This is a genomic window from Pseudomonas sp. 1L-C-7-B-C1 (genome assembly GCF_057291635.1).
On record NZ_JBXAWH010000005.1, the window covers coordinates 126,903 to 150,764 of the forward strand.

General features: G+C 59.7%; 17 protein-coding genes, 3 tRNA genes and 1 pseudogene. 10 read left to right on the forward strand and 11 right to left on the reverse strand.

Features of this window, described 5'->3' with window-relative positions; genetic code table 11:
• Positions 1-93 precede the first annotated feature (93 nt).
• Positions 94-546 carry a ribonuclease HI gene (rnhA, locus tag AC0Z8Z_RS09895; protein ID WP_122537621.1) on the reverse strand — a complete coding sequence of 151 codons (453 nt, stop codon included), beginning with the start codon at positions 544-546 and terminating at the stop codon, positions 94-96.
• Positions 547-592: 46 nt separating this feature from the next.
• Entirely contained in the window at positions 593-1,351 is a 759-nt protein-coding gene (locus AC0Z8Z_RS09900; protein ID WP_065986459.1) for a class I SAM-dependent methyltransferase, read from the reverse strand.
• Positions 1,352-1,450: 99 nt separating this feature from the next.
• Between AC0Z8Z_RS09900 and gloB the strand changes: the two genes are divergently transcribed.
• The 9 genes and pseudogenes from gloB to fabI all read left to right on the forward strand — a co-directional run bounded on the left by gloB (position 1,451) and on the right by fabI (position 12,323).
• A complete protein-coding gene (gloB, locus tag AC0Z8Z_RS09905; RefSeq protein WP_485618986.1) occupies positions 1,451-2,230 on the forward strand; it encodes a hydroxyacylglutathione hydrolase in 780 nt (259 codons plus the stop codon).
• Positions 2,231-2,329: 99 nt separating this feature from the next.
• Positions 2,330-2,441, forward strand: a pseudogene (locus AC0Z8Z_RS09910) (lytic transglycosylase domain-containing protein); the annotation flags it as partial.
• Positions 2,442-2,506: 65 nt separating this feature from the next.
• Positions 2,507-3,943, forward strand: coding sequence for a lytic transglycosylase (locus AC0Z8Z_RS09915; protein WP_420793030.1), 1,437 nt, complete (start codon positions 2,507-2,509; stop codon positions 3,941-3,943).
• A gap of 121 nt (positions 3,944-4,064) precedes the next feature.
• Positions 4,065-5,894, forward strand: coding sequence for an extracellular solute-binding protein (locus tag AC0Z8Z_RS09920; RefSeq protein WP_485618987.1), 1,830 nt, complete (start codon positions 4,065-4,067; stop codon positions 5,892-5,894).
• Entirely contained in the window at positions 5,891-7,801 is a 1,911-nt protein-coding gene (locus AC0Z8Z_RS09925; protein ID WP_485618988.1) for an extracellular solute-binding protein, read from the forward strand. The genes AC0Z8Z_RS09920 and AC0Z8Z_RS09925 overlap by 4 nt, the downstream gene beginning before the upstream one ends.
• A gap of 1 nt (position 7,802) precedes the next feature.
• A complete protein-coding gene (locus AC0Z8Z_RS09930; protein ID WP_074891212.1) occupies positions 7,803-8,876 on the forward strand; it encodes a microcin C ABC transporter permease YejB in 1,074 nt (357 codons plus the stop codon).
• Position 8,877: 1 nt separating this feature from the next.
• Positions 8,878-9,897 carry an ABC transporter permease gene (locus AC0Z8Z_RS09935; RefSeq protein ID WP_074891214.1) on the forward strand — a complete coding sequence of 340 codons (1,020 nt, stop codon included), beginning with the start codon at positions 8,878-8,880 and terminating at the stop codon, positions 9,895-9,897.
• A 1-nt stretch (position 9,898) separates the two neighbouring features.
• Positions 9,899-11,509, forward strand: a complete 1,611-nt coding sequence (locus AC0Z8Z_RS09940; protein ID WP_485618989.1) for an ABC transporter ATP-binding protein — start codon at positions 9,899-9,901, stop codon at positions 11,507-11,509.
• Positions 11,510-11,528: 19 nt separating this feature from the next.
• Complete coding sequence (gene fabI, locus AC0Z8Z_RS09945) at positions 11,529-12,323, forward strand: enoyl-ACP reductase FabI (RefSeq protein ID WP_108121389.1); 795 nt, start codon at positions 11,529-11,531, stop codon at positions 12,321-12,323.
• A gap of 1,021 nt (positions 12,324-13,344) precedes the next feature.
• Here fabI and AC0Z8Z_RS09950 read toward each other — a convergent pair.
• The 9 genes from AC0Z8Z_RS09950 to AC0Z8Z_RS09990 form a co-directional block, all read right to left on the reverse strand.
• Positions 13,345-15,219, reverse strand: coding sequence for a SurA N-terminal domain-containing protein (locus AC0Z8Z_RS09950; RefSeq protein ID WP_485618990.1), 1,875 nt, complete (start codon positions 15,217-15,219; stop codon positions 13,345-13,347).
• Between the two features lie 239 nt (positions 15,220-15,458).
• A complete protein-coding gene (locus AC0Z8Z_RS09955) occupies positions 15,459-15,746 on the reverse strand; it encodes an HU family DNA-binding protein (protein WP_272631174.1) in 288 nt (95 codons plus the stop codon).
• 121 nt (positions 15,747-15,867) lie between these two features.
• Positions 15,868-18,264: an endopeptidase La gene (gene lon, locus AC0Z8Z_RS09960; protein WP_485618991.1), complete on the reverse strand. Its 2,397-nt coding sequence runs from the start codon at positions 18,262-18,264 to the stop codon at positions 15,868-15,870.
• A gap of 201 nt (positions 18,265-18,465) precedes the next feature.
• Complete coding sequence (gene clpX / locus AC0Z8Z_RS09965; RefSeq protein WP_037013640.1) at positions 18,466-19,749, reverse strand: ATP-dependent Clp protease ATP-binding subunit ClpX; 1,284 nt, start codon at positions 19,747-19,749, stop codon at positions 18,466-18,468.
• A 115-nt stretch (positions 19,750-19,864) separates the two neighbouring features.
• A complete protein-coding gene (clpP, locus tag AC0Z8Z_RS09970) occupies positions 19,865-20,506 on the reverse strand; it encodes an ATP-dependent Clp endopeptidase proteolytic subunit ClpP (protein ID WP_122537614.1) in 642 nt (213 codons plus the stop codon).
• A 91-nt stretch (positions 20,507-20,597) separates the two neighbouring features.
• Positions 20,598-21,908, reverse strand: coding sequence for a trigger factor (tig, locus tag AC0Z8Z_RS09975; RefSeq protein ID WP_485618992.1), 1,311 nt, complete (start codon positions 21,906-21,908; stop codon positions 20,598-20,600).
• A 373-nt stretch (positions 21,909-22,281) separates the two neighbouring features.
• A tRNA-Leu gene (locus AC0Z8Z_RS09980) sits at positions 22,282-22,366 on the reverse strand.
• A 57-nt stretch (positions 22,367-22,423) separates the two neighbouring features.
• Positions 22,424-22,499: transfer RNA gene (locus tag AC0Z8Z_RS09985), tRNA-His, on the reverse strand.
• Between the two features lie 59 nt (positions 22,500-22,558).
• A tRNA-Arg gene (locus AC0Z8Z_RS09990) sits at positions 22,559-22,635 on the reverse strand.
• A gap of 310 nt (positions 22,636-22,945) precedes the next feature.
• On the opposite strand from AC0Z8Z_RS09990, the gene folD reads away from it, so the two are divergent.
• On the forward strand, positions 22,946-23,800 hold the full coding sequence (gene folD / locus AC0Z8Z_RS09995; protein ID WP_485618993.1) for a bifunctional methylenetetrahydrofolate dehydrogenase/methenyltetrahydrofolate cyclohydrolase FolD: 855 nt from the start codon (positions 22,946-22,948) through the stop codon (positions 23,798-23,800).
• Positions 23,801-23,862: the final 62 nt, after the last annotated feature.

A 23,862-nucleotide genomic window follows, 5' to 3' on the forward strand; every position in this document is an offset into this window, starting at 1 on the left:
ATCCATCCACGGGATCCCTGATGGCAGAAATATCTTTTCGCGAGCAAGCTCGCTCCCACAGTTTTATCCGGCGTCGCCGATCACGACTTGTCATCAAGCGTGCTTGATACCGCGCACTTCATCCACGCCGCGGTTCGCCAACTGGTCAGCGCGTTCGTTGCCAGGATGGCCAATGTGCCCACGCACCCACTGCCAGCTCACCTTGTGGCGGCCAACCTGCTCGTCCAGCTGCTTCCACAGATCGGCGTTTTTCACCGGTTCCTTCGCTGCGGTCTTCCAGCCGCGCTTCTTCCAGTTGGTCATCCACTCGGTGATGCCCTTCATCACGTACTGCGAGTCGGTCACCAGGATCACTTCACACGGCCGCTTCAGCTCTTCCAGCCCGCGAATGGCGCCGAGCAGCTCCATGCGGTTGTTGGTGGTGTTGGCTTCACCGCCCCAGAGTTCTTTTTCGACGCCTTTGCACACCAGCAACGCACCCCAGCCGCCGGGCCCCGGGTTGCCCTTGCAGGCGCCATCGGTGAAGAGTTCTACGGTATCGCTCATTACGATGTTTCCAGAAAATTGAGAAAGCGTGGCGCCAGCCGGTGAATCAAGGCTCGGGCGTGCGCCGATTGACCTTGGCCATCGGCAACGGCAGCAATTTGCCCATGGGCTCGCGACGCGGCATGCGCACGGGTCGCAGTCCTACACTCATCTTGCGCGCGATCAATAGATAGAAGCCGCCGCCGGGACTTTGCCAGCCATCGCCGAGACGTTCGAGTCCGGCCAGACGGGCCTGCCACTTGGGCGAAGCAAGCGGCGGACGATAACACCCGAAGCGGCGTTTCTCCAGCGCGAAGCCCAGTAGGTTGAGCCAGTCACCAACCCGCGAAGGCGAGATGCAACGCGCCCTGCGCAGGGCGTCGTTGGCGAAAAAATGACGAATGCCCCAAGTGCTCCAGGGGTTGATGCCGACGATCACCAGATGCCCACCGGGCCGCACGCTGCTGGCGGCTTCGCGCAACAGGCCGTGGGGCGACAGGCAGAAATCCAGGCCATGCTGCATGACCACCACATCGGCGGCGTGCTCGCTCAACGGCCAGGCCTGCTCTTCGCAGACAATCTCGACACCCGGCAACGGTGCGCCGAGCCGTACGTTGCGCTGCACCTGCTTTGCGGCCGGCGGGGTTTGCGCGGACGGACCGTAATGCACCAGATAGCCGCCGAAAAAACGCTCGAGCTCTTGCTCCAGCACGCGGCTTTCTTCTTCCAGCAACAACTGCCCCAGGGGCCCGGACAGCCAGTCGCGGGCGGCGCTGATCAGCTCAAGCCATTCAGGATCGGCCTGGGCGAACGCTTCATCGGTCATTTCCGGTCTCCATGAGAAGGTCATTGCGATAGAGACTCGCCTCGAGTCAGTTCAGACCCTAAGATGCTTCTCTATGTTTCCAGCCAAGCGAACCGCGCCATGATACAGGTCGATGCCCTGCCCGCTTTCAGCGATAACTACATCTGGTTGTTACTAGACAATGCCGCCAAGTGCTGCGCCGTGGTTGACCCGGGCGATGCCGCTCCGGTCATTGCCTGGCTTGAGCGCAACCCGGACTGGCGCCTGACCGACATTCTCATCACTCACCACCACGCCGACCACACCGGTGGCGTCGTGCAACTCAAAACGCTCACCGGCGCCAAGGTGTACGGCCCGGCCAACGAGAACATTCCGGCGCGGGACGTGGCCCTGTCCGACAACGATCAGCTCACCGTACTCGGCCTGACATTTGTCGTCCATGCGGTTCCCGGCCACACCCTGGGCCACATCGCCTTTTACCATGCCGACGCACAACAGCCGCTGCTGTTCTGCGGCGACACGCTGTTCGCTGCCGGCTGCGGCCGCTTGTTCGAAGGCACCCCGCAGCAGATGCACCATTCCCTGAGCCGGCTCGCCGAGCTGCCCGACAGCACCCTCGTGTACTGCGCCCACGAATACACCCTGAGCAATCTGCGCTTTGCTGTCGCGGTCGAGCCGGACAACGCCGACGTGCTGCAACGTTTCGAGCAAGTAACGCAATGGCGTGCGCAAAATCGCATCAGCGTGCCGTCGACACTGGCACTGGAGCGCAAAACCAATCCGTTTCTGCGCGCCGCCGTCATCTCCGTGAAACAAAAAGCAGACGAACGGAGCGGAACCCTCAACGTAACGCCCACAGAGGTCTTTGCCGTGCTGCGGGCATGGAAAGATAAGTTCTAAACAGGCTGCGAATCAGCACGGAAATTCTGAAAGGTTGACCGTTCAGCAGCCACTTTCTAGAATCGCCCGACATTTTCGCCTGGAACTATCCCCCAGCCAATGTCGTCATCTATACATAAAACCTTCAATTCCGACACATTGACTCGGTTGGCCCAGGCGATCGCGGTGGTCGCGAGCGCGACACTGGCAGGCTGCCAGAGCACCGGCAGCCTCGAATCCGGGCATGGCAGCAGCACGTCTCATCCCGTCGCCAGTACGAAGCCAAAGCCTGTTTACATTGCGCGCAAACCTGTGCCGCTGGCCCCGCCCCACGATGTCTGGGAGCGAATGCGTCAGGGTTTCCAGCTGCAGGACGGCAACGACCAAAACCCACGTATCGATCAACAGCGTCTCTGGTACGCCAACAACCCGTCGTTCCTCGAAACGGCCGGTAACCGTGGCAGCCTGTACATGCACTACATCGTCGAGCGACTGGAAGAGCGCAACATGCCCCTCGAACTGGCGCTGCTGCCGGTGATCGAGAGCGCGTACAACCCGATGGCCTTGTCGCGCAGCGATGCGGCGGGGATCTGGCAGTTCATTCCATCCACCGGCCGCTACTTCAACCTGCGTCAGACCAATTTCTACGATGGCCGCCGGGACATCACGGCGTCCACGACGGCAGCGCTGGACTACCTGACCAAGCTGCACGACATGTTCAACGGCGACTGGCTGCTGGCCCTGGCGGCCTATAACGCCGGCGAAGGCACAGTCAGCCGCGCCATCGAACGCAACGACAAGCTCAACCTGCCCACCGATTACTGGAACCTGCCGCTGCCGCAGGAAACCCGCGACTACGTGCCCAAGCTGCTGGCGCTGTCCCAGGTGGTCATGTCGCCGGATGCTTACGGCGTTAACCTCAGCCCGATCGACAACAAGCCGTACTTTCAGGTGGTCGAGCTGAATCAGCGCATGGACCTGTCGAAGGTCGCCGCCATGGCAAACATCGACGAAGACGAGCTGGTGCAGCTCAACCCGGCGTTCAAGAAGCGACTGACCATCGACGGCCCGCAGCACTTGCTGGTGCCAACCTCGAAATCCCAGCTGCTGACCACCAACCTGTCGAACATGAAGCCTGAAGAGCTGGTCGACTGGCAGCAGTACCGCGTGCGTCCGGGCGACAGCCTGGCCAGCATCGCCAGCCGCTACAAGGTCTCGACCAGCACACTCAAGGACATCAACAAGCTGTCCGGCAACCAGGTCAAACGCGGCCAGGCGCTGACGATTCCAGTACAACCGGGCATGCAATTCGCGATGCCAGTGTTCGAAGAAGTCGCCGAGGTGGACGAGAAGCCAGCGCGCACTCGCAGCTACCGGGTGAAGAAGGGCGACAACCTGGTGCAGATCGCGCGCATCAACAAGGTCGACGTCAAGGATTTGCAGCACTGGAACAAGCTGTCGGGCCAGAACCTCAAGGTCGGCCAGACGCTGGTCATGCAGGACAACAGCAAACCGGCGAAGGCCAGCTCCCGCGCCGTGGCCAAGGCCGACAACAGCGCCAGGGGCGAAGACGCCGGCAAGAAATCGATGCAGTACAAGATCCAGAAAGGCGATTCGATGTACCTCGTCGCCAAGCGCTTCAACGTCGAAATGCAGCACCTCAAGCGCTGGAACCCTCGCAGCGGCCAGGCCCTCAAGCCAGGGCAGACGTTGACGGTGTACCTGCCGCATTGATCTTACGCCCGCCGTGCCGACGCGCCGTGTAGGAGCGTCGGCCTGACACCTCCGCCCCACCCTTTTTCCAGCCGATACAAGCTGTTACTGTGACCGACCGCTGCCTGGATCGACCGCCGACTTGATACGTCACCTGCTGCTGACTTTCAGCCTGGTCTTGAGCACGACAGCCGCCGCGACCATCAGCGAAAGCCATGGTTACGCGCAGTTCGGTGTCCTCAAGTACCCTGCCAGCTTCACGCATTTCGACTGGGTCAATCCTGAGGCGCCGAAGGCTGGCACCCTGCGAATCATGGCCAACGGCACGTTTGATACCCTCAACCCCTACACCTTCAAGGGCAGCAGCCCGATTTCGACGGCCAACTTCGGCCAGTACGGCGTCAGCGAACTCAACGAACCGCTGATGGTAGGCACCGGCCAATACGACCCGTCCGGCGATGAACCCACCTCCAGCTATGGCCTGATCGCCAAAACCGTCGAGTACAGCGAGGACCGCAGCTGGGTGGTCTTCAACCTGCGCCCCGAAGCGCGCTTTCACGACGGCAAGCGGATTACCGCCTACGACGTGGCGTTTTCCTACCGGACGCTGTTGAAGGACGGCCACCCGCAGTACCGCACCGCGCTTCAGGAAGTGCAGCGGGTGGACATCCTCAACCGCCACCGCATTCGTTTCGTGTTCAAGCGCGCCGGCAATCCATTATTGATTTTGCGCCTCGGCGAGCTGCCGGTCCTGCCGCAGCATTACTGGAAGAACCGCGACTTCAAGGCCACCTCCTTCGAGCCCCCGCTGGGCAGCGGGCCCTATCGCATCACCCAGGTGCGGCCGGGGCGCAGTCTGGTGTTCGAGCGCGTGAAGGATTATTGGGGCAAGGACCTGCCGGTCAACCGCGGCAAGTACAACTTCAATCGGGTCGAGGTGGAGTTCTACCGCGACGCCGACGTGGCGTTCGAAGCCTTCAAGGCGGGCGAGTTCGACATCTACATTGAGCATCAGGCGAAAAACTGGCTCACCGGCTATGACTTTCCGGCGGTAACCGAGGGCAAGGTGATCAAGGCGCAGATCCCGCACCAGATCCCCACGCAGACCCAGGGGCTGTTCATGAACACCCGTCGCGGTGCGTTCGCCGACATTCGCGTGCGCGAAGCCCTGGGGCTGATGTTCAACTTCGAATGGACCAACCGCACGCTGTTCAACGACGCCTACATGCGCTCGACCAGTTACTACCCCAACAGTGAATTCACCTCCAGCGGACTGCCCGCCGGCCGTGAGTTTCTGATGCTTTCGCCCTACCGCGAGCAACTGCCGGCCAGGCTGTTCACCCAGCCCTTCGCCGTGTCAAAAACCGACGGCGGCGGCGTGCCCCGGGATTCCATTCGCAAGGCGCTGGGGCTGCTGGCCGAGGCAGGCTGGACGTTCACCGAGCGCGGCTTGACCAATCGCGCGGGCCAGCCGTTGCGTTTCGAAATACTTCTGGTCAACCCCAACCTAGAACGAATTCTGCAGCCCTACATCGAAGACCTCACGCGGATCGGCGTCGACGCACACCTGCGCACTGTCGACCGCGCCCAGTACAAACAACGGCTGGACCAGTTCGATTTCGACATGATTCTGATGACCCTGAACCAGACCCTCAGTCCGGGGCTGGAGCAATGGCAGTATTTCCATTCCAGCCAGGCCAGCATCAAAGGCAGTAAAAACTACGCCGGCGTCGCCAATCCGGTGGTCGACAACCTGCTCAACCAGCTGTTGGCCGCGAAGACCCGGGACGACCAGGTGGCGGCGACCCGCGCCCTGGATCGCGTGTTGCTGTGGCAGCACTACATGATCCCCAACTGGTACCTCAATAATCATCGTCTGGCGTACCGCAACCGGTTCGCCATGGTCACCACCCCGCCTTATACCCTGGGCCTGCGTGCGTGGTGGCTCAAGCCTTCGGAGAAAACCCAATGACTGCCCTGCGCTCCCTGACCCGCGCCGGCGGCCTGTTTCTGAGTCCGTTCGTGCTGGCCCCGCTTCTGCTGGGCGTGACCGGTCCAGCCCACGCGGCCCCGCAACACGCCATCACCCTGTACAACGAAGCGCCGAAATACCCGGCCGACTTCAAGCACTTCGATTACGTGAACCCGGACGCGCCGAAAGGCGGAATCCTGCGCAGCGCCGGTTTTGGCGGCTTCGACAGCCTCAACCCGTTCATCAGCAAAGGCGTGCCCGCCGACGACATCGGCCTGATCTACGACACCCTCGCCCGCCAGGGCCTGGACGAGCCGTTCACCGAGTACGGCCTGATCGCCGGCAAAATCGAAAAGGCCCCGGACAACAGCTGGGTGCGTTTTTACCTGCGCCATGAAGCGAAATTCAACGACGGCCACCCGGTACGCGCCGAAGACGTGGTGTTCAGCTTCGAGACCCTGATCAAGGACGGCTCGCCGCTGTACCGCAGTTACTATGCGGACGTGGATCAGGCCGTCGCCGAAAACCCGACCACGGTGCTGTTCAAGTTCAAGCACAACAACAACCGCGAACTGCCGCTGATCCTCGGCCAGTTGCCGGTGCTGCCAAAACATTGGTGGGCCTCCCGCGACTTCAGCAAGGGCAACCTGGAAATTCCGCTGGGCAGCGGGCCGTACAAGGTCGTCGAGGTCAAGGCCGGCCGCTCGGTGCGCTACGAGCGGGTCAAGGATTACTGGGGCAAGGACCTGCCGATCAACAAGGGCTTCTACAACTTCGACCGGCTGTCCACCGACTACTATCGCGACAACACAGTGGCCCTCGAAGCACTTAAAGCCGGCGCCTTCGACTTCTGGCAGGAAATGGCGGCGAAGAACTGGGCGACGGCCTATGACGTTCCGGCTGTCAGAGAGGGTCGTCTGATCAAGGAAGAAATCCCCAACGGCAATCCGCAGGGCATGCAGGGTTTCATCTTCAACCTGCGCAAGCCGATGTTCCAGGACGTGCGCGTGCGCCAGGCACTCAGCCTGTTGCTCGACTTCGAGTGGACCAACAAGCAGCTGTTCTTCGGCACCTACACCCGCACCAAAAGCTATTTCGACAATTCCGACATGGGCGCCACAGGCCTGCCGACGCCTGCCGAGCTTAAGATTCTCGAGCCCCTGCGTGGCAAGCTGCCGGAATCGGTGTTCACCGAGGCATTCAAGCTGCCGGTCACCGATGGCAGCGGCATCATCCGCGAGCAACAGCGCAAGGCGTTTCAGCTGCTCAAGGAGGCGGGCTGGAAAATCGTCGGCGACAAGATGGTCGACGCCGACGGCAAGCCCGTCACCATCGAGTTTTTGCTCGCCCAGACCGAATTCGAGCGCGTGCTGCTGCCGTACAAACGCAACCTGGCCGACATCGGTATCGACCTGGAAATTCGCCGTGTCGACGTCTCGCAATACATCACCCGCCGCCGCTCACGGGACTACGACATGATCGTCGGCAGTTTCCCGCAATCGAGCTCGCCGGGTAACGAGCAGCGCGAATACTGGGATTCCTCCGCCGCCGACAAGCCGGGCAGCTACAACGTGATCGGCCTCAAGGACCCGGCGGTCGACACGCTGGTCAACGGCCTGATCAACGCCGACTCGCGTCAGAGCCTGATCAACCACACCCGCGCCCTCGACCGTGCGCTGCTGTGGGGCTACTACGTGATCCCGAACTGGCACATCAAGACGTGGCGCGTGGCGTACTGGGATCACCTGGGTCACCCGGGCAAAACCCCGCTCTACGACATCGGCACCGTGACCTGGTGGGTCAAACCCGACGCGAAGCCGGCGATTCCCGTGCAGGTCGCGCCGGACGCCGCCGAGCCTGAACCAGCCCAGCCTGAAACCGACCAGCCAAAAGGCACGGAGCGATAACATGCTGGCCTACATTCTGCGGCGTCTGCTGCTGATCATTCCGACCCTGTTCGGCATCTTGTTGATCAACTTCGTCATCATCCAGGCAGCGCCCGGTGGTCCGGTGGAGCAGATGATCGCCAAGCTCGAAGGCTTTGAAGGCGCCACCAGCCGCATCGCCGGCGGCGGCGCGGAAGTCTCGGTGGCCGGCTCGACCTATCGTGGCGCCCAGGGCCTGGACCCGGGCCTGATCAAGGAAATCGAGCACATGTACGGCTTCGACAAGTCGGCGCCGGAACGCTTGTGGATCATGGTCAAGAACTACGCCCATCTGGATTTCGGCGACAGCTTCTTTCGCGACGCCAAGGTCATCGACCTGATCGTCGAGAAGATGCCGGTGTCGATCTCCCTCGGGCTGTGGAGCACGCTGATCATGTACCTGGTGTCGATCCCCCTGGGGATCGCCAAAGCCACGCGCCACGGCAGCCATTTCGACGTCTGGACCAGCTCGGCGATCATCGTCGGCTACGCCATTCCGGCGTTTCTGTTCGCCATTTTGCTGATCGTGGTGTTTGCCGGCGGCAGTTACTTCGACTGGTTCCCGTTGCGCGGGCTGACATCGAGCAACTTCGATGAGATGAGCTGGCTGGGTAAAGTGGGTGATTACTTCTGGCACCTGGTGCTGCCGATCACCGCGCTGGTCATCGGCAATTTCGCCACCATGACCCTGCTGACGAAAAACAGCTTTCTCGACGAGATCGGCAAGCAATACGTGATCACCGCCAAGGCCAAGGGCCTGACCCAGCGCCGAGTTCTTTACGGCCACGTGTTCCGTAACGCCATGCTGCTGGTGATCGCAGGTTTCCCGTCGGCGTTCATTGGCATCTTCTTCACCGGCTCCCTGCTGGTGGAAGTGATCTTTTCCCTCGACGGCCTTGGCCTGATGAGTTTTGAAGCCGCGATCAACCGCGATTACCCGGTGGTGTTCGGGACACTGTTCATCTTTACCCTGCTGGGGCTGGTGGTGAAACTGATCGGCGACCTGACCTATACGCTGGTTGACCCACGCATCGACTTCGACCGCAGGGATCATTGATATGACGTTGTCCCCTCTCAATCGACGCCGTTTCGAACGTTTCAAGGCCAACAAGCGTGGCTGGTGGTCGCTGTGGCTGTTTCTGATCCTGTTCGGCGCCAGCCTGGGCGCAGAGCTCATCGCCAACGACAAACCGCTGGCCGTGCGCTACGACGGCGAGTGGTACTTCCCGGTGTTCAAGCGCTACCCGGAAACCACCTTCGGCGGCGAATTCCCGCTGGAAGCCAACTACAAGAGCCCGTACATCAAGGAGTTGCTGGCGGCCAAAGACGGCTGGACGCTGTGGGCGCCGATTCCGTTCAGCTACCAGAGCATCAACTACGACTTGAAAGTCCCCGCCCCGGCCCCGCCTTCGCGGGAGAACCTGCTGGGCACCGACGATCAGGGCCGCGACGTGCTGGCGCGGGTGATCTACGGCTTCCGCGTGTCGGTGCTGTTCGCCCTGACGCTGACGATCCTCAGCTCGATCATCGGCGTGATTGCCGGCGCGCTGCAGGGTTTCTACGGCGGCTGGGTCGATCTGATCGGCCAGCGCTTCCTGGAAATCTGGTCCGGGTTGCCGGTGCTGTATCTGCTGATCATCCTCGCCAGCTTCGTCCAGCCCAACTTCTGGTGGCTGCTGGGCATTATGTTGCTGTTTTCGTGGATGAGCCTGGTGGACGTGGTGCGCGCCGAGTTTCTGCGTGGCCGCAACCTCGAATACGTCCGCGCCGCCCGGGCGCTGGGCATGGAGAACGGCGCGATCATGTTCCGCCACATCCTGCCCAACGCGATGGTGTCGACCATGACCTTTATGCCGTTCATTCTCACTGGAGCCATCGGCACGCTGACCGCACTGGACTTCCTCGGCTTCGGCCTGCCTGCTGGCTCACCGTCCCTGGGCGAACTGGTCGCGCAAGGCAAATCCAACCTGCAGGCGCCGTGGCTGGGCATCAGCGCCTTCGCCGTGCTGGCAATCATGTTGAGCCTGCTGGTGTTTATCGGCGAATCCGCCCGCGACGCATTCGACCCGAGGAAATGAGATGAATCAGGACAATCTGGTCGAAATCCGCGACCTCTCCGTCGAATTCGTGAACGGCACCAGCGTCCAGCGGGTGGTAGAGGGCATCAGCTTCGACATCCGCAAGGGCGAAACCCTGGCGCTGGTCGGAGAAAGCGGATCGGGCAAGTCAGTCACCGCCCATTCGATCCTGCGATTGCTGCCCTACCCGCTGGCGCGCCACCCGACCGGGACGATTCGCTATGCGGGTGATGACCTGCTGAAAGTCAGTGAGAAGCGCCTGCGCGGCATTCGCGGCAATCGCATCGCGATGATTTTCCAGGAGCCGATGACCTCACTGAACCCGCTGCAGTCCATCGAAAAGCAGATCAACGAAGTGCTCGGCCTGCACAAGGGCCTGACCGGCAAAGCCGCAACGCGGCGCACGCTGGAGCTGCTCGATCTGGTGGGCATTCCGGAGCCGGCCAAGCGCTTGAAAGCCCTGCCCCATGAACTGTCCGGCGGCCAGCGGCAGCGGGTGATGATCGCGATGGCTCTGGCCAACGAGCCAGAGCTTTTGATCGCCGATGAGCCCACCACTGCGCTGGACGTCACGGTGCAGCTGAAAATCCTCGAGCTGCTCAAGGAATTGCAGGCCCGGCTGGGCATGGCCTTGCTGCTGATCAGCCACGATTTGAACGTCGTCAGGCAAATTGCCAACCGAGTATGTGTCATGCAGCGCGGTTGCATCGTCGAACAGGCATCGTGCGAAGAGCTGTTCCGCGCGCCGCAGCATCCGTACACCCGGGAACTGCTCAGCGCGGAGCCCAAAGGCGGGCCGGCGAACAACCTGCCGGGCGCGCCGATGCTGGAAGTCGAGGACCTGCGGGTCTGGTTTCCGATCAAGAAAGGCGTGTTCAAGCGCACGGTCGATTACGTCAAGGCGGTCGATGGCATCCACTTCAGTCTGCCCAAGGGCCAGACGCTGGGGATTGTCGGCGAGAGCGGCTCGGGGAAGTCGACGCTCGGCCTGGCCATCCTGCGGTTGATTCGCAGCGAAGGCGCGATACGCTTTCACGGGCAATCGCTGGCGGGGATGAATCAACATCAGGTCAGGCCGCTGCGGCGGCAGATGCAGGTGGTGTTTCAGGACCCGTTCGGCAGTCTCAGCCCGCGCATGTCGGTGTGTGACATCGTTGGCGAAGGTCTGCGAATCCATAAGATGGGCACGCCGGTAGAACAGGAAGCGGCGGTGATCGAAGCGCTCAAGGAAGTGGGTCTTGATCCAGCGACCCGGCACCGCTACCCCCATGAGTTTTCCGGGGGACAACGGCAAAGGATCGCCATTGCCCGGGCATTAGTGTTAAAACCGGCGCTGATTTTGCTGGACGAGCCGACTTCGGCCCTCGACCGTACCGTTCAGCGTCAAGTGGTGGAGCTGTTACGCTCCCTGCAAACCAAGTACAACCTGACGTATTTGTTCATCAGCCATGACTTGGCGGTGGTCAAGGCGTTAAGCCACCAACTGATGGTGGTCAAGCAAGGCCAAGTGGTCGAACAGGGTGTGGCAGAAGCCATCTTCGCCGCACCGCAACATCCTTATACACAGCAGCTGCTGGAGGCCGCCTTCTTGGCGCCGGCAGCTGTCGATTAACCTGAAGAGGAACAAACCAATGGGTTTTCTCGCCGGTAAGCGCGTCCTGATCGTCGGTGTCGCCAGCAAATTGTCCATCGCATCCGGTATCGCTGCCGCCATGCACCGTGAAGGCGCTGAGCTTGCTTTCACCTATCAGAACGAAAAACTCAAGAAGCGCGTCGAGGAATTCGCCGAAAGCTGGGGTTCGAACGCTGAGCTGTGCTTCCCTTGCGACGTCGCCAGCGACGAAGAAATCGCCAAGGTCTTCGAAGAGTTGAGCAAGAAGTGGGACGGCCTGGACTGCATCGTGCACTCCGTTGGCTTCGCGCCGGGCGACCAACTGGACGGTGACTTCACCCAAGCCACCACCCGTGAAGGTTTCCGTATCGCTCACGACATCAGCGCCTACAGCTTCGTGGCCCTGGCCAAAGCCGGCCGCGATCTGATGAAGGGCCGCAATGGCAGCTTGCTGACCCTGTCGTACCTGGGCGCCGAGCGCACCATGCCGAACTACAACGTAATGGGCATGGCCAAGGCCAGCCTTGAGGCCGGCGTCCGTTACCTGGCCCGCAGCCTCGGCCCGGAAGGTACACGCGTCAACGCCGTATCGGCTGGCCCGATCCGTACCCTCGCGGCGTCGGGGATTTCGAACTTCCGCAAAATGCTGGCCGCGAATGAGGCGCAGACTCCACTGCGTCGCAACGTGACCATTGAAGAAGTGGGTAACGCTGGCGCGTTCTTGTGCTCTGACCTGGCGTCCGGTGTCAGCGGCGAGATCATGTACGTCGACGGTGGTTTCAACACCACGGCGATGGGTGATCTGGAAGGTTGATGGTTGCTTGCCCGTTTTCAGCGTGATGACGCTCTGAAAACGGGCGCAAGACCTGTAAGCGCTGGCTAGCTGGCGAAAGCGGTGGATCAGACGGCCCTGAGGCTTAATGATCTGCCGTTTTTTTTGCCTTGGGTTTGTCAGTCAGGTTCGGCGGCGTTCGTTAGAGTCGGCCTAACGGCCTCGGGTTTCGCCTTCGGCGAGTTACTTGGAAAAGCACCCCAAGTAACCAAGGGTGCTTGCTCCCGGTTTGGCCCGACTTCGTCGGGTTCCCTCACTCCGACGACGCTCCGTGGGCCCGCGCCGAACCGACATCCATGTCCTAGCGGCGCTCTCGCGGCATCCATGCCGCTCGGCCCACTCCGCGTCGTCTGCGTTCGGCCTGCACCCAAGTCGCGATAGGTGTCGTCTGGGCGTTATGTGCTTGAAGATCAAGATCAAGATCTAGATCAACAGCAACAGCTTCCCGGCTAAAGCCGGTCCTACAATTGAAATGCGTTCAGCCTGTGGGACCGGCTTTAGCCGGGAAGGCGTCAGGTGCTACAACGCAAATGTGAGGGTGTCCAAACTGGCCTCTTCCCGGCTAAAGCCGGTCCCACTAAAAAGCACACTTCGTCCCCTGTAGGACCGGCTTCAGCCGGGAAGCCTTTGATCTGCTTTTGATCTGCTTTTGATCTTCGAACACAGAAAGCTCAGACACCGCAGAACGCGACTTGGGTGCAGGCTGAACGCAGGTCTCGCGTAGTGGGCCGAGCCGCATGGATGCGGCGAGAGCGCCGTCAGGACATGGATGTCCGTTCGGCGCGGGCCCACGGAGCGAGACCGGAGTGAAGGAACCCCGACGCAGGAGGGGCCCAACCAGGAGCACAAGCCCTTGGTTACTTGGGGCTTTTTCAAGTAACTCGCCGAAGGCGAAACAGTCTGCCCCTAGGCAGACGCTCTTGATCTTGCCCCACCCCAGCGAATACAAAAAAGCCCCGACTCTCGCGAGTCGGGGCTTTCTGTTAACAGCTTCCTGCGTCGATCAATATTTCTCGATCTTCGCCGCTGCTTCCAACTGCTTACGGTAGGCCGCGAAATCCTGCTGCCCCTCACGGGATGACAGGAAACGACGGTACTGGCTCTTCTCCTCATCCGACGCCGGCGCCGCCTGATTCACGCCATTCAGACGCACAATCACAAAACTGCCATCCGCCGCCGTCAGGCTGCCATATACCGGCTTGTCCTTGCCTTCAGGCTTCGGCATACGGAACACCGCCTGCAGCACCTGAGGATCGACACCTTCCTGGCTGCGTGAGGCCGCTTCCACGACCTTCCAGCTCTGACCTTCCTGCTTGGTCGCCGCATACGGCACCTTGCCGTCACGCAGGCCGGTCAGGAGCGCCTCGCCCTTGGCCTTGACCGCATCGCTGGCATGTTCTTTCGCCAGTTGCGCACGAATCGGCGCCGACACCGCCTCCAGTGGCAATTGCTCCGGCTGGCGGTGCTCCTTGGCATGCACCACCACCACAGTCTCCGGATCCAGTTCCAGCGCAGAACTGTTGGAACCCTCTTCCATCACTTCCGGACTGAACGCCGCTTGAATCACCGCGCGGTTGGCTGCAATCCCTTCGCCACCCTCGCGACCGAAGGGCGCGGTCGTCTGCACTTTCAGACCCAGATCCTGAGCCGGTTGAGACAGGTCGGACGCTTCGAACGCAGCGTCTTCAAGCTTCTTGCTCGCATCAACGAACTTCTGCTCGACCTGCTGAGACTTCAGCTCGTGGGTCAGCTTCTCCTTCAGGCTGGCGAACGTCGGCACCGACGGCGCTTCAACGCCCAGCAGCTTGATCAAGTGCCAGCCGAACTGACTGCGAACAGGCGCCGAAACCTGATCCTTGTTCAGCGCGTACAGTGCATCTTCAAAGGCCGGATCGTAGACGCCCTTGCCGGCGTAGCCCAAGTCACCACCTTTGGTCGACGAGCCCGGATCCTGAGAGAATTCTTTTGCCAACGCCGCGAAATCTTCGCCTTTGGCCACGCGCTGCTGGATCTCTTCGATTTTGGCTTTCGCCTGAGCATCCGTGGTCTTGTCGTTGACTTCGATCAGGATGTGCGCGGCACGGCGTTGCTCGGCCAGGTTGGCGATCTCTTTCTGATAGGCCGCTTGCAGGTCCTCGTCCTTCACCGAAACCTTGTCGAAGAAGGAAGACTTCTTCAGTTCGATGTAGTCGAGCACCACTTGCTCAGGGCTCAGGAACTCTTTCGCGTGTTGATCGTAGTGCGCCTTGATCTCGTCGTCGGTGACTTTAACGCTCGACGGATCGGCCGGAAGGGTCAGCGTAGCGAAATCGCGGGTCTGTTTTTCCAGGCGGGCGAACGCGTCGACCTGGGCGTCAGTCACGAACGCACTGCCGCCGATGCCGGCACGAATCTGACCGATCAACATTTCCTGACCCAGAATCTGGCGGAATTGCAGGCGGGTGTAACCAAGCTGGCGAATGACCTGATCGAAGCGATCGGCATTGAATTTACCGTCGACCTGGAATTCCGGCGTCAGCAACATCTGCTGATCCAGCGCAGCTTCGGAGAAGCCGAATTTGGAATCAGCGGCGCCCTGCAACAGCAGCTTGCGATCGATCAGGCCTTTGAGGGCCGAGTCACGCAGCATCTTTTCGTTGAGCATCGCAGGATCGAAATCCTTGCCCAGCTGTTGCATCAGTTGGCGGCGCTGCATTTCAACCGCTTGACCCAGTTCAGCCTGGGTGACTTCCTCGCCATTGACCTTCGCAGCGTCCTGAGAATGGCTGGTGGCCCGAAAAATGGCATCGAAGCCGGTCAGGGCCATCAGGGCGATGATGACCCCGATGATGGTTTTGGCAATCCAGCCCTGTGAATTGTCCCTGATATTCTGCAGCATGTATCCCCCAGAGGGTTGTACTCGACTCACCAGGCTGCTGCACACGGTAACGCGGAGCGTGGGTTGAATCCGGATAGAAGAAAGGCGCATCCGAGGATGCGCCTTCTCGTAACTTGCAGAGCGGACGGGGTTCGATGTGCGTTCCCCGAGTGACAGTCCAGCGCTTGACCAACCGCACGTACCGCTTCACGCCCCGAACAGAGATAACGCTGTCCTGGACGGGCAAAGTAAAAAGAAACTTAGTTGACGGCTTCTTTCAGAGCTTTACCGGCTTTGAAGCCTGGTTTCTTGGCCGCTGGAATTTCCAGGGTTTTACCGGTCTGAGGGTTACGGCCGGTACGGGCAGGACGATCAGTGACGGAGAAAGTGCCGAAGCCCACCAGTACAACAGAGTCGCCAGCCTTGAGAGCGCCAGTGACGGATTCGATTACAGCGTCCAGCGCACGGCCAGCAGCAGCTTTCGGGATGTCAGCGGATGCGGCGATGGCATCAATCAGTTCCGACTTGTTCACTCTAAGTCCCCTTATATATTTGAGTATTTCTAAGTTTTTTTTGGTGTAACCAAACGAACACTGAGCGGCCTGAACAGGCTTGAAGAGCCGCTTTATAGCAAGGGCCCCAAAAACCTGTCAAGGAAGGCCTCCCAGACTAATGCGTGCTGATCCTCTCCTTGGCGTCAGACTCGCGCTTTTCATCCTTGGCAACCATCTCGGGAGCCACATCCGGCAAGGGCTGCGGCGCGTATTGCAGCGCAATTTGGAGGACCTCGTCAATCCATTTAACCGGTTTGATCTGCAGGTCTGCCTTGATGTTGTCCGGAATCTCCTTCAGATCACGAACGTTCTCTTCCGGGATGATCACTGTCTTGATGCCACCACGGTGAGCGGCCAGCAATTTCTCCTTGAGACCACCGATAGCCAGCACCTGTCCACGCAGGGTGATTTCACCCGTCATGGCGATGTCAGCACGGACAGGAATCCCCGTCAGGGCCGACACCAGTGCCGTGCACATGCCTACGCCTGCGCTTGGGCCGTCTTTTGGCGTCGCACCTTCGGGCATATGGATGTGCGTGTCGCGCTTCTCGTGGAAGTCCAGAGGAATGCCCAGGCTCTTCGCACGGCTGCGCACAACAGTCAGCGCCGCCGTGATCGATTCGACCATGACATCGCCCAGCGAGCCGGTCTTGATCAACTGACCCTTGCCCGGAACAACTGCCGCTTCGATGGTCAGCAACTCGCCACCCACCTGCGTCCAGGCCAGACCGGTCACCTGACCGACCTGATCCTGCTGCTCGGCCAGGCCATAACGGAATTTGCGCACGCCCAGGAAGTTCTCGAGCATATCCGCCGTAACAACCACGGAAAAACGCTTCTCGTGGGCGTGTTCCTTGACCGCCTTGCGGCATACCTTGGCGATCTGACGCTCAAGGCTACGCACGCCCGCTTCACGGGTGTAGTAGCGGATGATGTCGCGGATCGCCTCGACTTCGAACTCGATCTCCCCTTTCTTCAAGCCGTTGGCAGCGATCTGCTTGGGCGAGAGATACTTGGTCGCGATGTTGATCTTCTCGTCTTCGGTGTAGCCGGGCAGACGGATGACTTCCATACGGTCGAGCAGCGCCGGCGGAATGTTCATCGAGTTGGCGGTACACAGGAACATCACGTCGGACAGGTCGTAATCGACTTCCAGGTAATGGTCGTTGAAGTTGTGGTTCTGCTCGGGGTCAAGCACTTCCAGCAACGCCGACGCCGGGTCACCACGCATATCGCTGCCCATCTTGTCGATTTCATCGAGCAGGAACAGTGGATTGCGAACGCCGACCTTGGTCATCTTCTGGATCAGACGACCTGGCATCGAACCGATGTAGGTGCGACGGTGACCGCGAATTTCAGCTTCATCGCGCACGCCGCCCAGGGCCATACGCACAAACTTGCGATTGGTGGCGTGAGCGATCGACTCGGCCAGCGAGGTTTTACCCACGCCAGGAGGACCGACCAGACACAACACCGGGCCACGAATCTTCTTCACGCGCTTTTGCACGGCGAGGTATTCAAGGATCCGCTCTTTGACTTCTTCCAGACCGTAGTGGTCAGCGTCAAGGATGTCCTCGGCGCGGGCGAGGTCAAGACGCACCTTGCTCTGGGCCTTCCACGGCACCTGGACCAGCCAGTCGATGTAGGAGCGAACGACAGTGGCCTCCGCTGACATCGGCGACATCTGCTTGAGCTTGTTCAGCTCGGCGGTGGCTTTGGTCATTGCGTCCTTGGGCAGGCCGGCGGCATCGATGCGCTTTTTCAGCTCTTCAATTTCGTTGTGGCCTTCTTCGCTGTCACCGAGCTCCTTCTGAATGGCCTTCATCTGCTCATTCAGGTAGTACTCGCGCTGACTGCGCTCCATCTGCTTTTTCACGCGACCGCGGATGCGCTTCTCGACCTGGAGCAAGTCGATTTCGGCATCCAGCAACGCCAGCACGTGTTCGACACGGGCTGGCAGGTCAATGATCTCGAGGATCTCCTGCTTTTGCTCGATCTTCAGCGCCATGTGAGCAGCCATGGTGTCGACCAGACGACCCGGCTCATCGATGCTGTTGAGGGAGGAAAGCACTTCAGCCGGGACTTTTTTGCCCAGCTGTACGTATTGTTCGAACTGAGCCAGCAGGCTGCGAACGAAGACTTCGGATTCACGGTCCGGCGCGTCGACTTCATCGATCAACGCAACCTCGGCGCGGCAGTGGCCGTCCACCTCAATGAAGCGCTCGACCGAACCACGCTGCTCGCCTTCGACCAGCACCTTCACGGTACCGTCCGGCAGCTTTAACAGTTGCAGCACGGTGGCAACGGTGCCGACGTTGTACAACGCGTCTTCGCCGGGATCGTCGTCCGCCGGGTTTCGTTGCGCCAGTAGCAGGATCTGCTTGTCGCCGGTCATCGCCGCTTCCAGGGCCTCGATCGACTTCTCGCGCCCCACGAACAGCGGGATAACCATATGCGGGTAAACCACAACATCGCGCAATGGCAAGAGAGGCAGTTCAATGGTCGTCTTCATGATTTCGCCTCTACGGCGGCCTTCAGGCCATGGACAGATATAAATAAGCTGAAAATCAAGATGGGGGTACAACCTTAAAAAAACAAGCGCCGGGTTGAGTTAAAACGAAAGGATGCTTAAACACAGACCGGCTTCGAAAGAAACGCGAAAAGGGCCCGAGGGCCCTTTTCGTTTCCAGTCGCCCGGTACGTTGCCAGCAGGCTACGCGTCGGGTGCCGCCTTGGCAGGTGGCTCGCTGTTTTCGTAAATCAACAGCGGCTTGGAGGTGCCCTCGATCACGCTCTCATCGATCACCACCTTGCTCACGTCGGACTGCGACGGGATCTCGTACATGGTGTCGAGGAGAACGCCTTCAAGGATGGAGCGCAGACCGCGAGCACCGGTCTTGCGCTCAAGCGCACGACGGGCAACCGATTTCAACGCATCCGGGCGGAACTCAAGGTCCACGCCTTCCATCTCGAACAGCTTGCCGTATTGCTTGGTCAGCGCGTTCTTCGGCTCGGTCAGAATCTGCATCAGCGCAGCTTCGTCCAGCTCGTCCAGCGTCGCCAGTACAGGCAGACGACCCACGAATTCGGGGATCAGACCAAACTTGACCAGATCGTCAGGCTCGACTTCACGCAGGGACTCGCCGACCTTCTTGCCTTCTTCCTTGCTGCGCACTTCGGCGTTGAAGCCGATGCCGCCTTTCGTGGAGCGATTCTGGATGACCTTTTCCAGGCCAGAGAACGCACCGCCGCAGATGAAGAGGATATTGCGCGTGTCCACCTGCAGGAATTCCTGCTGCGGATGCTTGCGACCGCCTTGAGGCGGAACGGAAGCCACAGTGCCTTCAATCAGCTTCAACAAGGCCTGCTGCACGCCTTCGCCCGACACATCACGGGTGATGGAAGGGTTGTCGGACTTGCGCGAAATCTTGTCGATTTCGTCGATGTAGACGATACCCATCTGGGCCTTCTCGACATCGTAATCGCACTTCTGCAACAGCTTCTGGATGATGTTCTCAACGTCCTCACCCACATAACCGGCTTCGGTCAGGGTGGTGGCGTCAGCGATGGTGAACGGGACGTTGAGCAAACGAGCCAGCGTTTCCGCCAGCAGGGTCTTGCCGGAGCCCGTCGGGCCGATCAGCAGGATGTTGCTCTTGCCCAGTTCAACGTCGTCATTTTTCTTGTCACGCTGATTCAGTCGCTTGTAGTGGTTGTACACCGCTACTGCGAGAACCTTTTTGGCACGCTCCTGACCAATGACGTACTGGTCAAGGATGCCGCTGATTTCTTTAGGCGATGGCAGTTTATGCGCGCTGCTCTCGGCCTGTGCTTCCTGCACCTCCTCGCGGATGATGTCATTGCACAGGTCGACGCACTCGTCACAAACAAATACCGAGGGGCCGGCAATCAACTTGCGCACTTCATGCTGGCTTTTGCCACAGAAGGAGCAATAAAGCAGTTTGCCGTTGTCCTCGCCGTTGCGGGTGTCAGTCATTCGATCGATCCAATCCGGTAGGCTTGCAACACAAGATGAGGGCAATTGCTCGATTTTTCAAGTCCACAGGCGGCACGGATGTATCAGCCGCCCGGGATCATTGCCCGTCACGCAGTCATTTGGTCATTTGACGCCGATCGATGACCGAGTCCACCAGACCGTATTCAGCAGCGCGTTCTGCGCTCATGAAGTTGTCGCGGTTGGTATCGCGCTCAATCGCTTCCAGCGTCTGACCGGTGTGGTGCGCCAGCAGTTCGTTCAGACGTTGACGGATAAACAGGATCTCTTTGGCGTGAATGTCGATATCCGACGCCTGGCCCTGAAAACCGCCCAACGGCTGGTGAATCATGACGCGAGAGTTCGGCAGTGCGAACCGCTTGCCCTTGGCGCCACCGGCCAGCAGGAAAGCGCCCATGCTGCACGCCTGACCCATGACGGTCGTCGAAACGTCCGGCTTGATGAACTGCATGGTGTCGTAGATCGCCATGCCCGCAGTCACCGAACCGCCTGGGGAGTTGATGTAAAGATGGATGTCCTTGTCCGGGTTTTCCGCTTCAAGGAACAGCAACTGCGCCGAGATGAGGTTGGCCATGTAGTCTTCAACCGGACCGACCAGGAAGATGACGCGTTCCTTGAGCAGGCGGGAGTAGATGTCATAGGCGCGCTCGCCACGGGCGGACTGCTCGATAACCATCGGGACCAGGCCGCCAGCGGCCTGGATGTCAGAGTTCTGCTGAATATAAGAATTGCGGGACATGTCTCGCATTCACTCCCAAATAGTCATGTCTTGAATACGCATAAGCCAGCGCGAAGGCTGGCTTATGGTGTTTTCGAACGAGAGAAGGAAATCAGTCGGCTTGTGGAGCTTCAACCGGCTTGACTGCCTCTTCGTACGAGACCGCTTTGTCGGTCACGCTCGCTTTCTGCAAAACAGTATCCACAACTTGCTCTTCCAGCACAACCGAACGAACTTCGTTCATTTGCTGTTCGTTCTTGTAGTACCAGGCCACAACCTGCTCTGGCTCCTGGTAGGCGGAAGCCATTTCCTGGATCAGCTCGCGAACGCGGGTGTCGTCAGGCTTGAGGTCGAATTGCTTGACGACTTCAGCCACGATCAGGCCCAGTTCAACGCGGCGCTTGGCCTGCTCTTCGAACAGCTCTGCCGGCAGTTGGTCAGGCTTGATGTTGCCGCCGAACTGCTGAACAGCCTGAACGCGCAGACGGTTCACTTCGTTTTCCAGCAGCGCTTTAGGCACTTCGATCGGGTTGGCGGCCAGCAGACCGTCCATTACCTGATTCTTGACCTTGGACTTGATGGCCTGACGCAGCTCGCGCTCCATGTTCTTGCGAACTTCGGTGCGGAAGCCTTCGATGTTGGTTTCCTTGATGCCGAACTGTTTGAAGAACGTTTCGTTCAGTTCAGGCAGGGTCGGTGCCGACACAGTGTTGACAGTGACGGTGAACTCGGCGGTTTTGCCAGCCAGTTCCAGATTCTGATAATCCTCCGGGAAGGTCAGGTTCAGAACGCGCTCTTCGCCGGCTTTGGCGCCAACCAGACCGTCTTCGAAACCCGGGATCATGCGGCCCGAACCCAGCACCAGCTGAGTACCGGTGGCTGAACCGCCAGCGAACGCTTCACCGTCGATCTTGCCGACGAAGTCGATGTTCAGTTGGTCTTCATTTTGCGCAGCGCGGTCGGCTACTTCAAAGCTGACGTTCTGCTTGCGCAGGATTTCCAGCATGCTATCCAGGTCGGAATCAGCAACGTCAGCCGACAGACGCTCGACGGAAATGGACTCGAAACCGGCAACGGTGAACTCAGGGAACACTTCGAAAGTAGCGATGTACTCGAGGTCCTTGCCCTTTTCGAAGGTTTTAGGTTCGACGGAAGGTGCGCCGGCCGGGTTCAGCTTTTGCTCGACGACTGCTTCGTAGAAGGTCGCCTGGATCAGGTCGCCCAGTGCTTCTTGACGAGCACCGTCTTCGTAACGCTGGCGGATCACGCTCATAGGCACTTTGCCTGGGCGGAAGCCCGGGATCTTGGCTTTACGTGCGGTCTGCTGCAGACGCTTGTTGACTTCAGTCTCGATGCGCTCAGCGGGCACGCCAATGGTCATGCGGCGCTCGAGAGCGGAAGTGTTTTCAACAGAAACTTGCATGGATATTCCTCGTTGCACAGACGTTAGCCGGCCGTTTCCGACCCCAGAATCAAGGGCAAGCATTCTAGTGGGTCAAACTCAAGAAGTCACCCTACTGAACAAGGGTAAATAAAGTGGCATGCAGCCCGGGAATCGCAGACGAATGTTTCAACCTGCGGGAGGTGTCTGGAACGCACCTGATACGCCCCTATATAAAGGAAGCAAAAGGACGACCGAAACATGATCCAGTCCCTGGAAGCACACCGGACGAGCCCTGTGTCATGGACCCATCAAGCTCGCACCGCGTTAAAAAGCAGCACACTGAAACAAAAAAAGCCGCACTAGGCGGCTTTTTTTCGCCCCTCAACACCCGAGGTGTTGCGAGACTTGTAACTGGTGCGGACGGAGAGACTCGAACTCTCACACCTTTCGGCGCTGGAACCTAAATCCAGTGTGTCTACCAATTCCACCACATCCGCGTTTTGAAGCGCTTAAAGCAAAGGCGCCAGATCAAGAATCTGGCGCCTTTTCGAATATGGGGTGGACGAAGGGGATCGAACCCTCGACAACGGGAGTCACAATCCCGTGCTCTACCAACTGAGCTACGCCCACCATATTGCGTTGTAACCGACGCATTCAAACTGAATGCTACTTGTGCCAAAGCTGCCTAATGGCGCACCCGGCAGGACTCGAACCTGCGACCATCCGCTTAGAAGGCGGATGCTCTATCCAGCTGAGCTACGGGCACTTATTTCATTTGCCTTCGTGAGACTGCAAATTAAGAGCTTTCAATCACGCTGAGCCGATCTTAACTCTACCTGACTTATTCAACCTTTCGACCTGATCTACCGCTTCCGGCTTATCCTGTGTGGGGTTGTGCCCGACAAGTGCGACGAATCTTATAGACGGCCCAAAAGGTCGTCAACACTTTTTTCTAAAAAATTCAGTTAATTAAAGGGCTTAGCTTATTAAGCGGACCAACCGTCTTTGCCCTTGGGTCAGGTCATGCGAGAATGCGCGCTCTTTTTCCCTCCCCTTCCGATGGTTAATCACGCGTAATGACTGCAAAACTAATAGACGGCAAAGCGATCGCAGCCAACCTGCGCCAGCAGATCGCTCAACGAGTCGCCCAGCGTCGCGAGCAAGGCCTGCGCACGCCAGGCCTCGCGGTGATTCTGGTTGGCAGCGACCCGGCCTCTCAGGTTTACGTCTCGCACAAACGCAAAGACTGCGAAGAGGTCGGCTTCATCTCCCAGGCCTATGACCTGCCCAGTGAAACCACCCAGACCAAACTGACCGATCTGATCGACCGCCTCAATGACGATCCGGCCATCGACGGCATCCTGCTGCAACTGCCGCTGCCCGAGCATCTGGAATCTTCCAGCCTGCTGGAGCGCATCCGCCCGGATAAAGACGTCGACGGCTTCCACCCCTACAACGTGGGTCGTCTTGCCCAGCGCATTCCACTGCTGCGGCCCTGCACACCCAAGGGCATCATGACCCTGCTGGAAAGCACCGGTGTCGATCTGTACGGCAAGGACGCTGTCGTGGTGGGCGCGTCCAACATCGTCGGTCGTCCAATGGCGATGGAGCTGCTGCTGGCGGGCTGCACCGTGACCGTGACCCATCGTTTCACCCAGGATCTGGCCGGACACGTCGGTCGCGCCGATCTGGTGGTCGTGGCAGCGGGTAAGCCGGGCCTGGTCAAGGGCGAGTGGATCAAGGAAGGCGCCATCGTCATTGACGTCGGCATCAACCGTCAGGATGACGGCAAGCTGGTGGGCGATGTCGTGTATGAAACCGCCCTGCCCCGCGCCGGCTGGATCACGCCGGTGCCCGGAGGCGTCGGCCCGATGACCCGCGCCTGCCTGCTGGAAAACACGCTATATGCCGCAGAAACGCTGCACGGCTGATTTCCCAAGCCCTGAGCGCCAAAGCGCGCACATGAAAAACGGCACCCGAGGGTGCCGTTTTT

Bases quoted from the DNA above. Each gene is read 5' to 3' on its own strand.
- rnhA (WP_122537621.1), bottom strand. From the start codon at position 546: ATGAGCGATACCGTAGAACTCTTCACCGATGGCGCCTGCAAGGGCAAC.
- AC0Z8Z_RS09900 (WP_065986459.1), bottom strand. From the start codon at position 1,351: ATGACCGATGAAGCGTTCGCCCAGGCCGATCCTGAATGGCTTGAGCTG.
- gloB (WP_485618986.1), top strand. From the start codon at position 1,451: ATGATACAGGTCGATGCCCTGCCCGCTTTCAGCGATAACTACATCTGG.
- AC0Z8Z_RS09925 (WP_485618988.1), top strand. From the start codon at position 5,891: ATGACTGCCCTGCGCTCCCTGACCCGCGCCGGCGGCCTGTTTCTGAGT.
- AC0Z8Z_RS09930 (WP_074891212.1), top strand. From the start codon at position 7,803: ATGCTGGCCTACATTCTGCGGCGTCTGCTGCTGATCATTCCGACCCTG.
- AC0Z8Z_RS09935 (WP_074891214.1), top strand. From the start codon at position 8,878: ATGACGTTGTCCCCTCTCAATCGACGCCGTTTCGAACGTTTCAAGGCC.
- AC0Z8Z_RS09940 (WP_485618989.1), top strand. From the start codon at position 9,899: ATGAATCAGGACAATCTGGTCGAAATCCGCGACCTCTCCGTCGAATTC.
- fabI (WP_108121389.1), top strand. From the start codon at position 11,529: ATGGGTTTTCTCGCCGGTAAGCGCGTCCTGATCGTCGGTGTCGCCAGC.
- AC0Z8Z_RS09950 (WP_485618990.1), bottom strand. From the start codon at position 15,219: ATGCTGCAGAATATCAGGGACAATTCACAGGGCTGGATTGCCAAAACC.
- lon (WP_485618991.1), bottom strand. From the start codon at position 18,264: ATGAAGACGACCATTGAACTGCCTCTCTTGCCATTGCGCGATGTTGTG.
- clpX (WP_037013640.1), bottom strand. From the start codon at position 19,749: ATGACTGACACCCGCAACGGCGAGGACAACGGCAAACTGCTTTATTGC.
- clpP (WP_122537614.1), bottom strand. From the start codon at position 20,506: ATGTCCCGCAATTCTTATATTCAGCAGAACTCTGACATCCAGGCCGCT.
- tig (WP_485618992.1), bottom strand. From the start codon at position 21,908: ATGCAAGTTTCTGTTGAAAACACTTCCGCTCTCGAGCGCCGCATGACC.
- folD (WP_485618993.1), top strand. From the start codon at position 22,946: ATGACTGCAAAACTAATAGACGGCAAAGCGATCGCAGCCAACCTGCGC.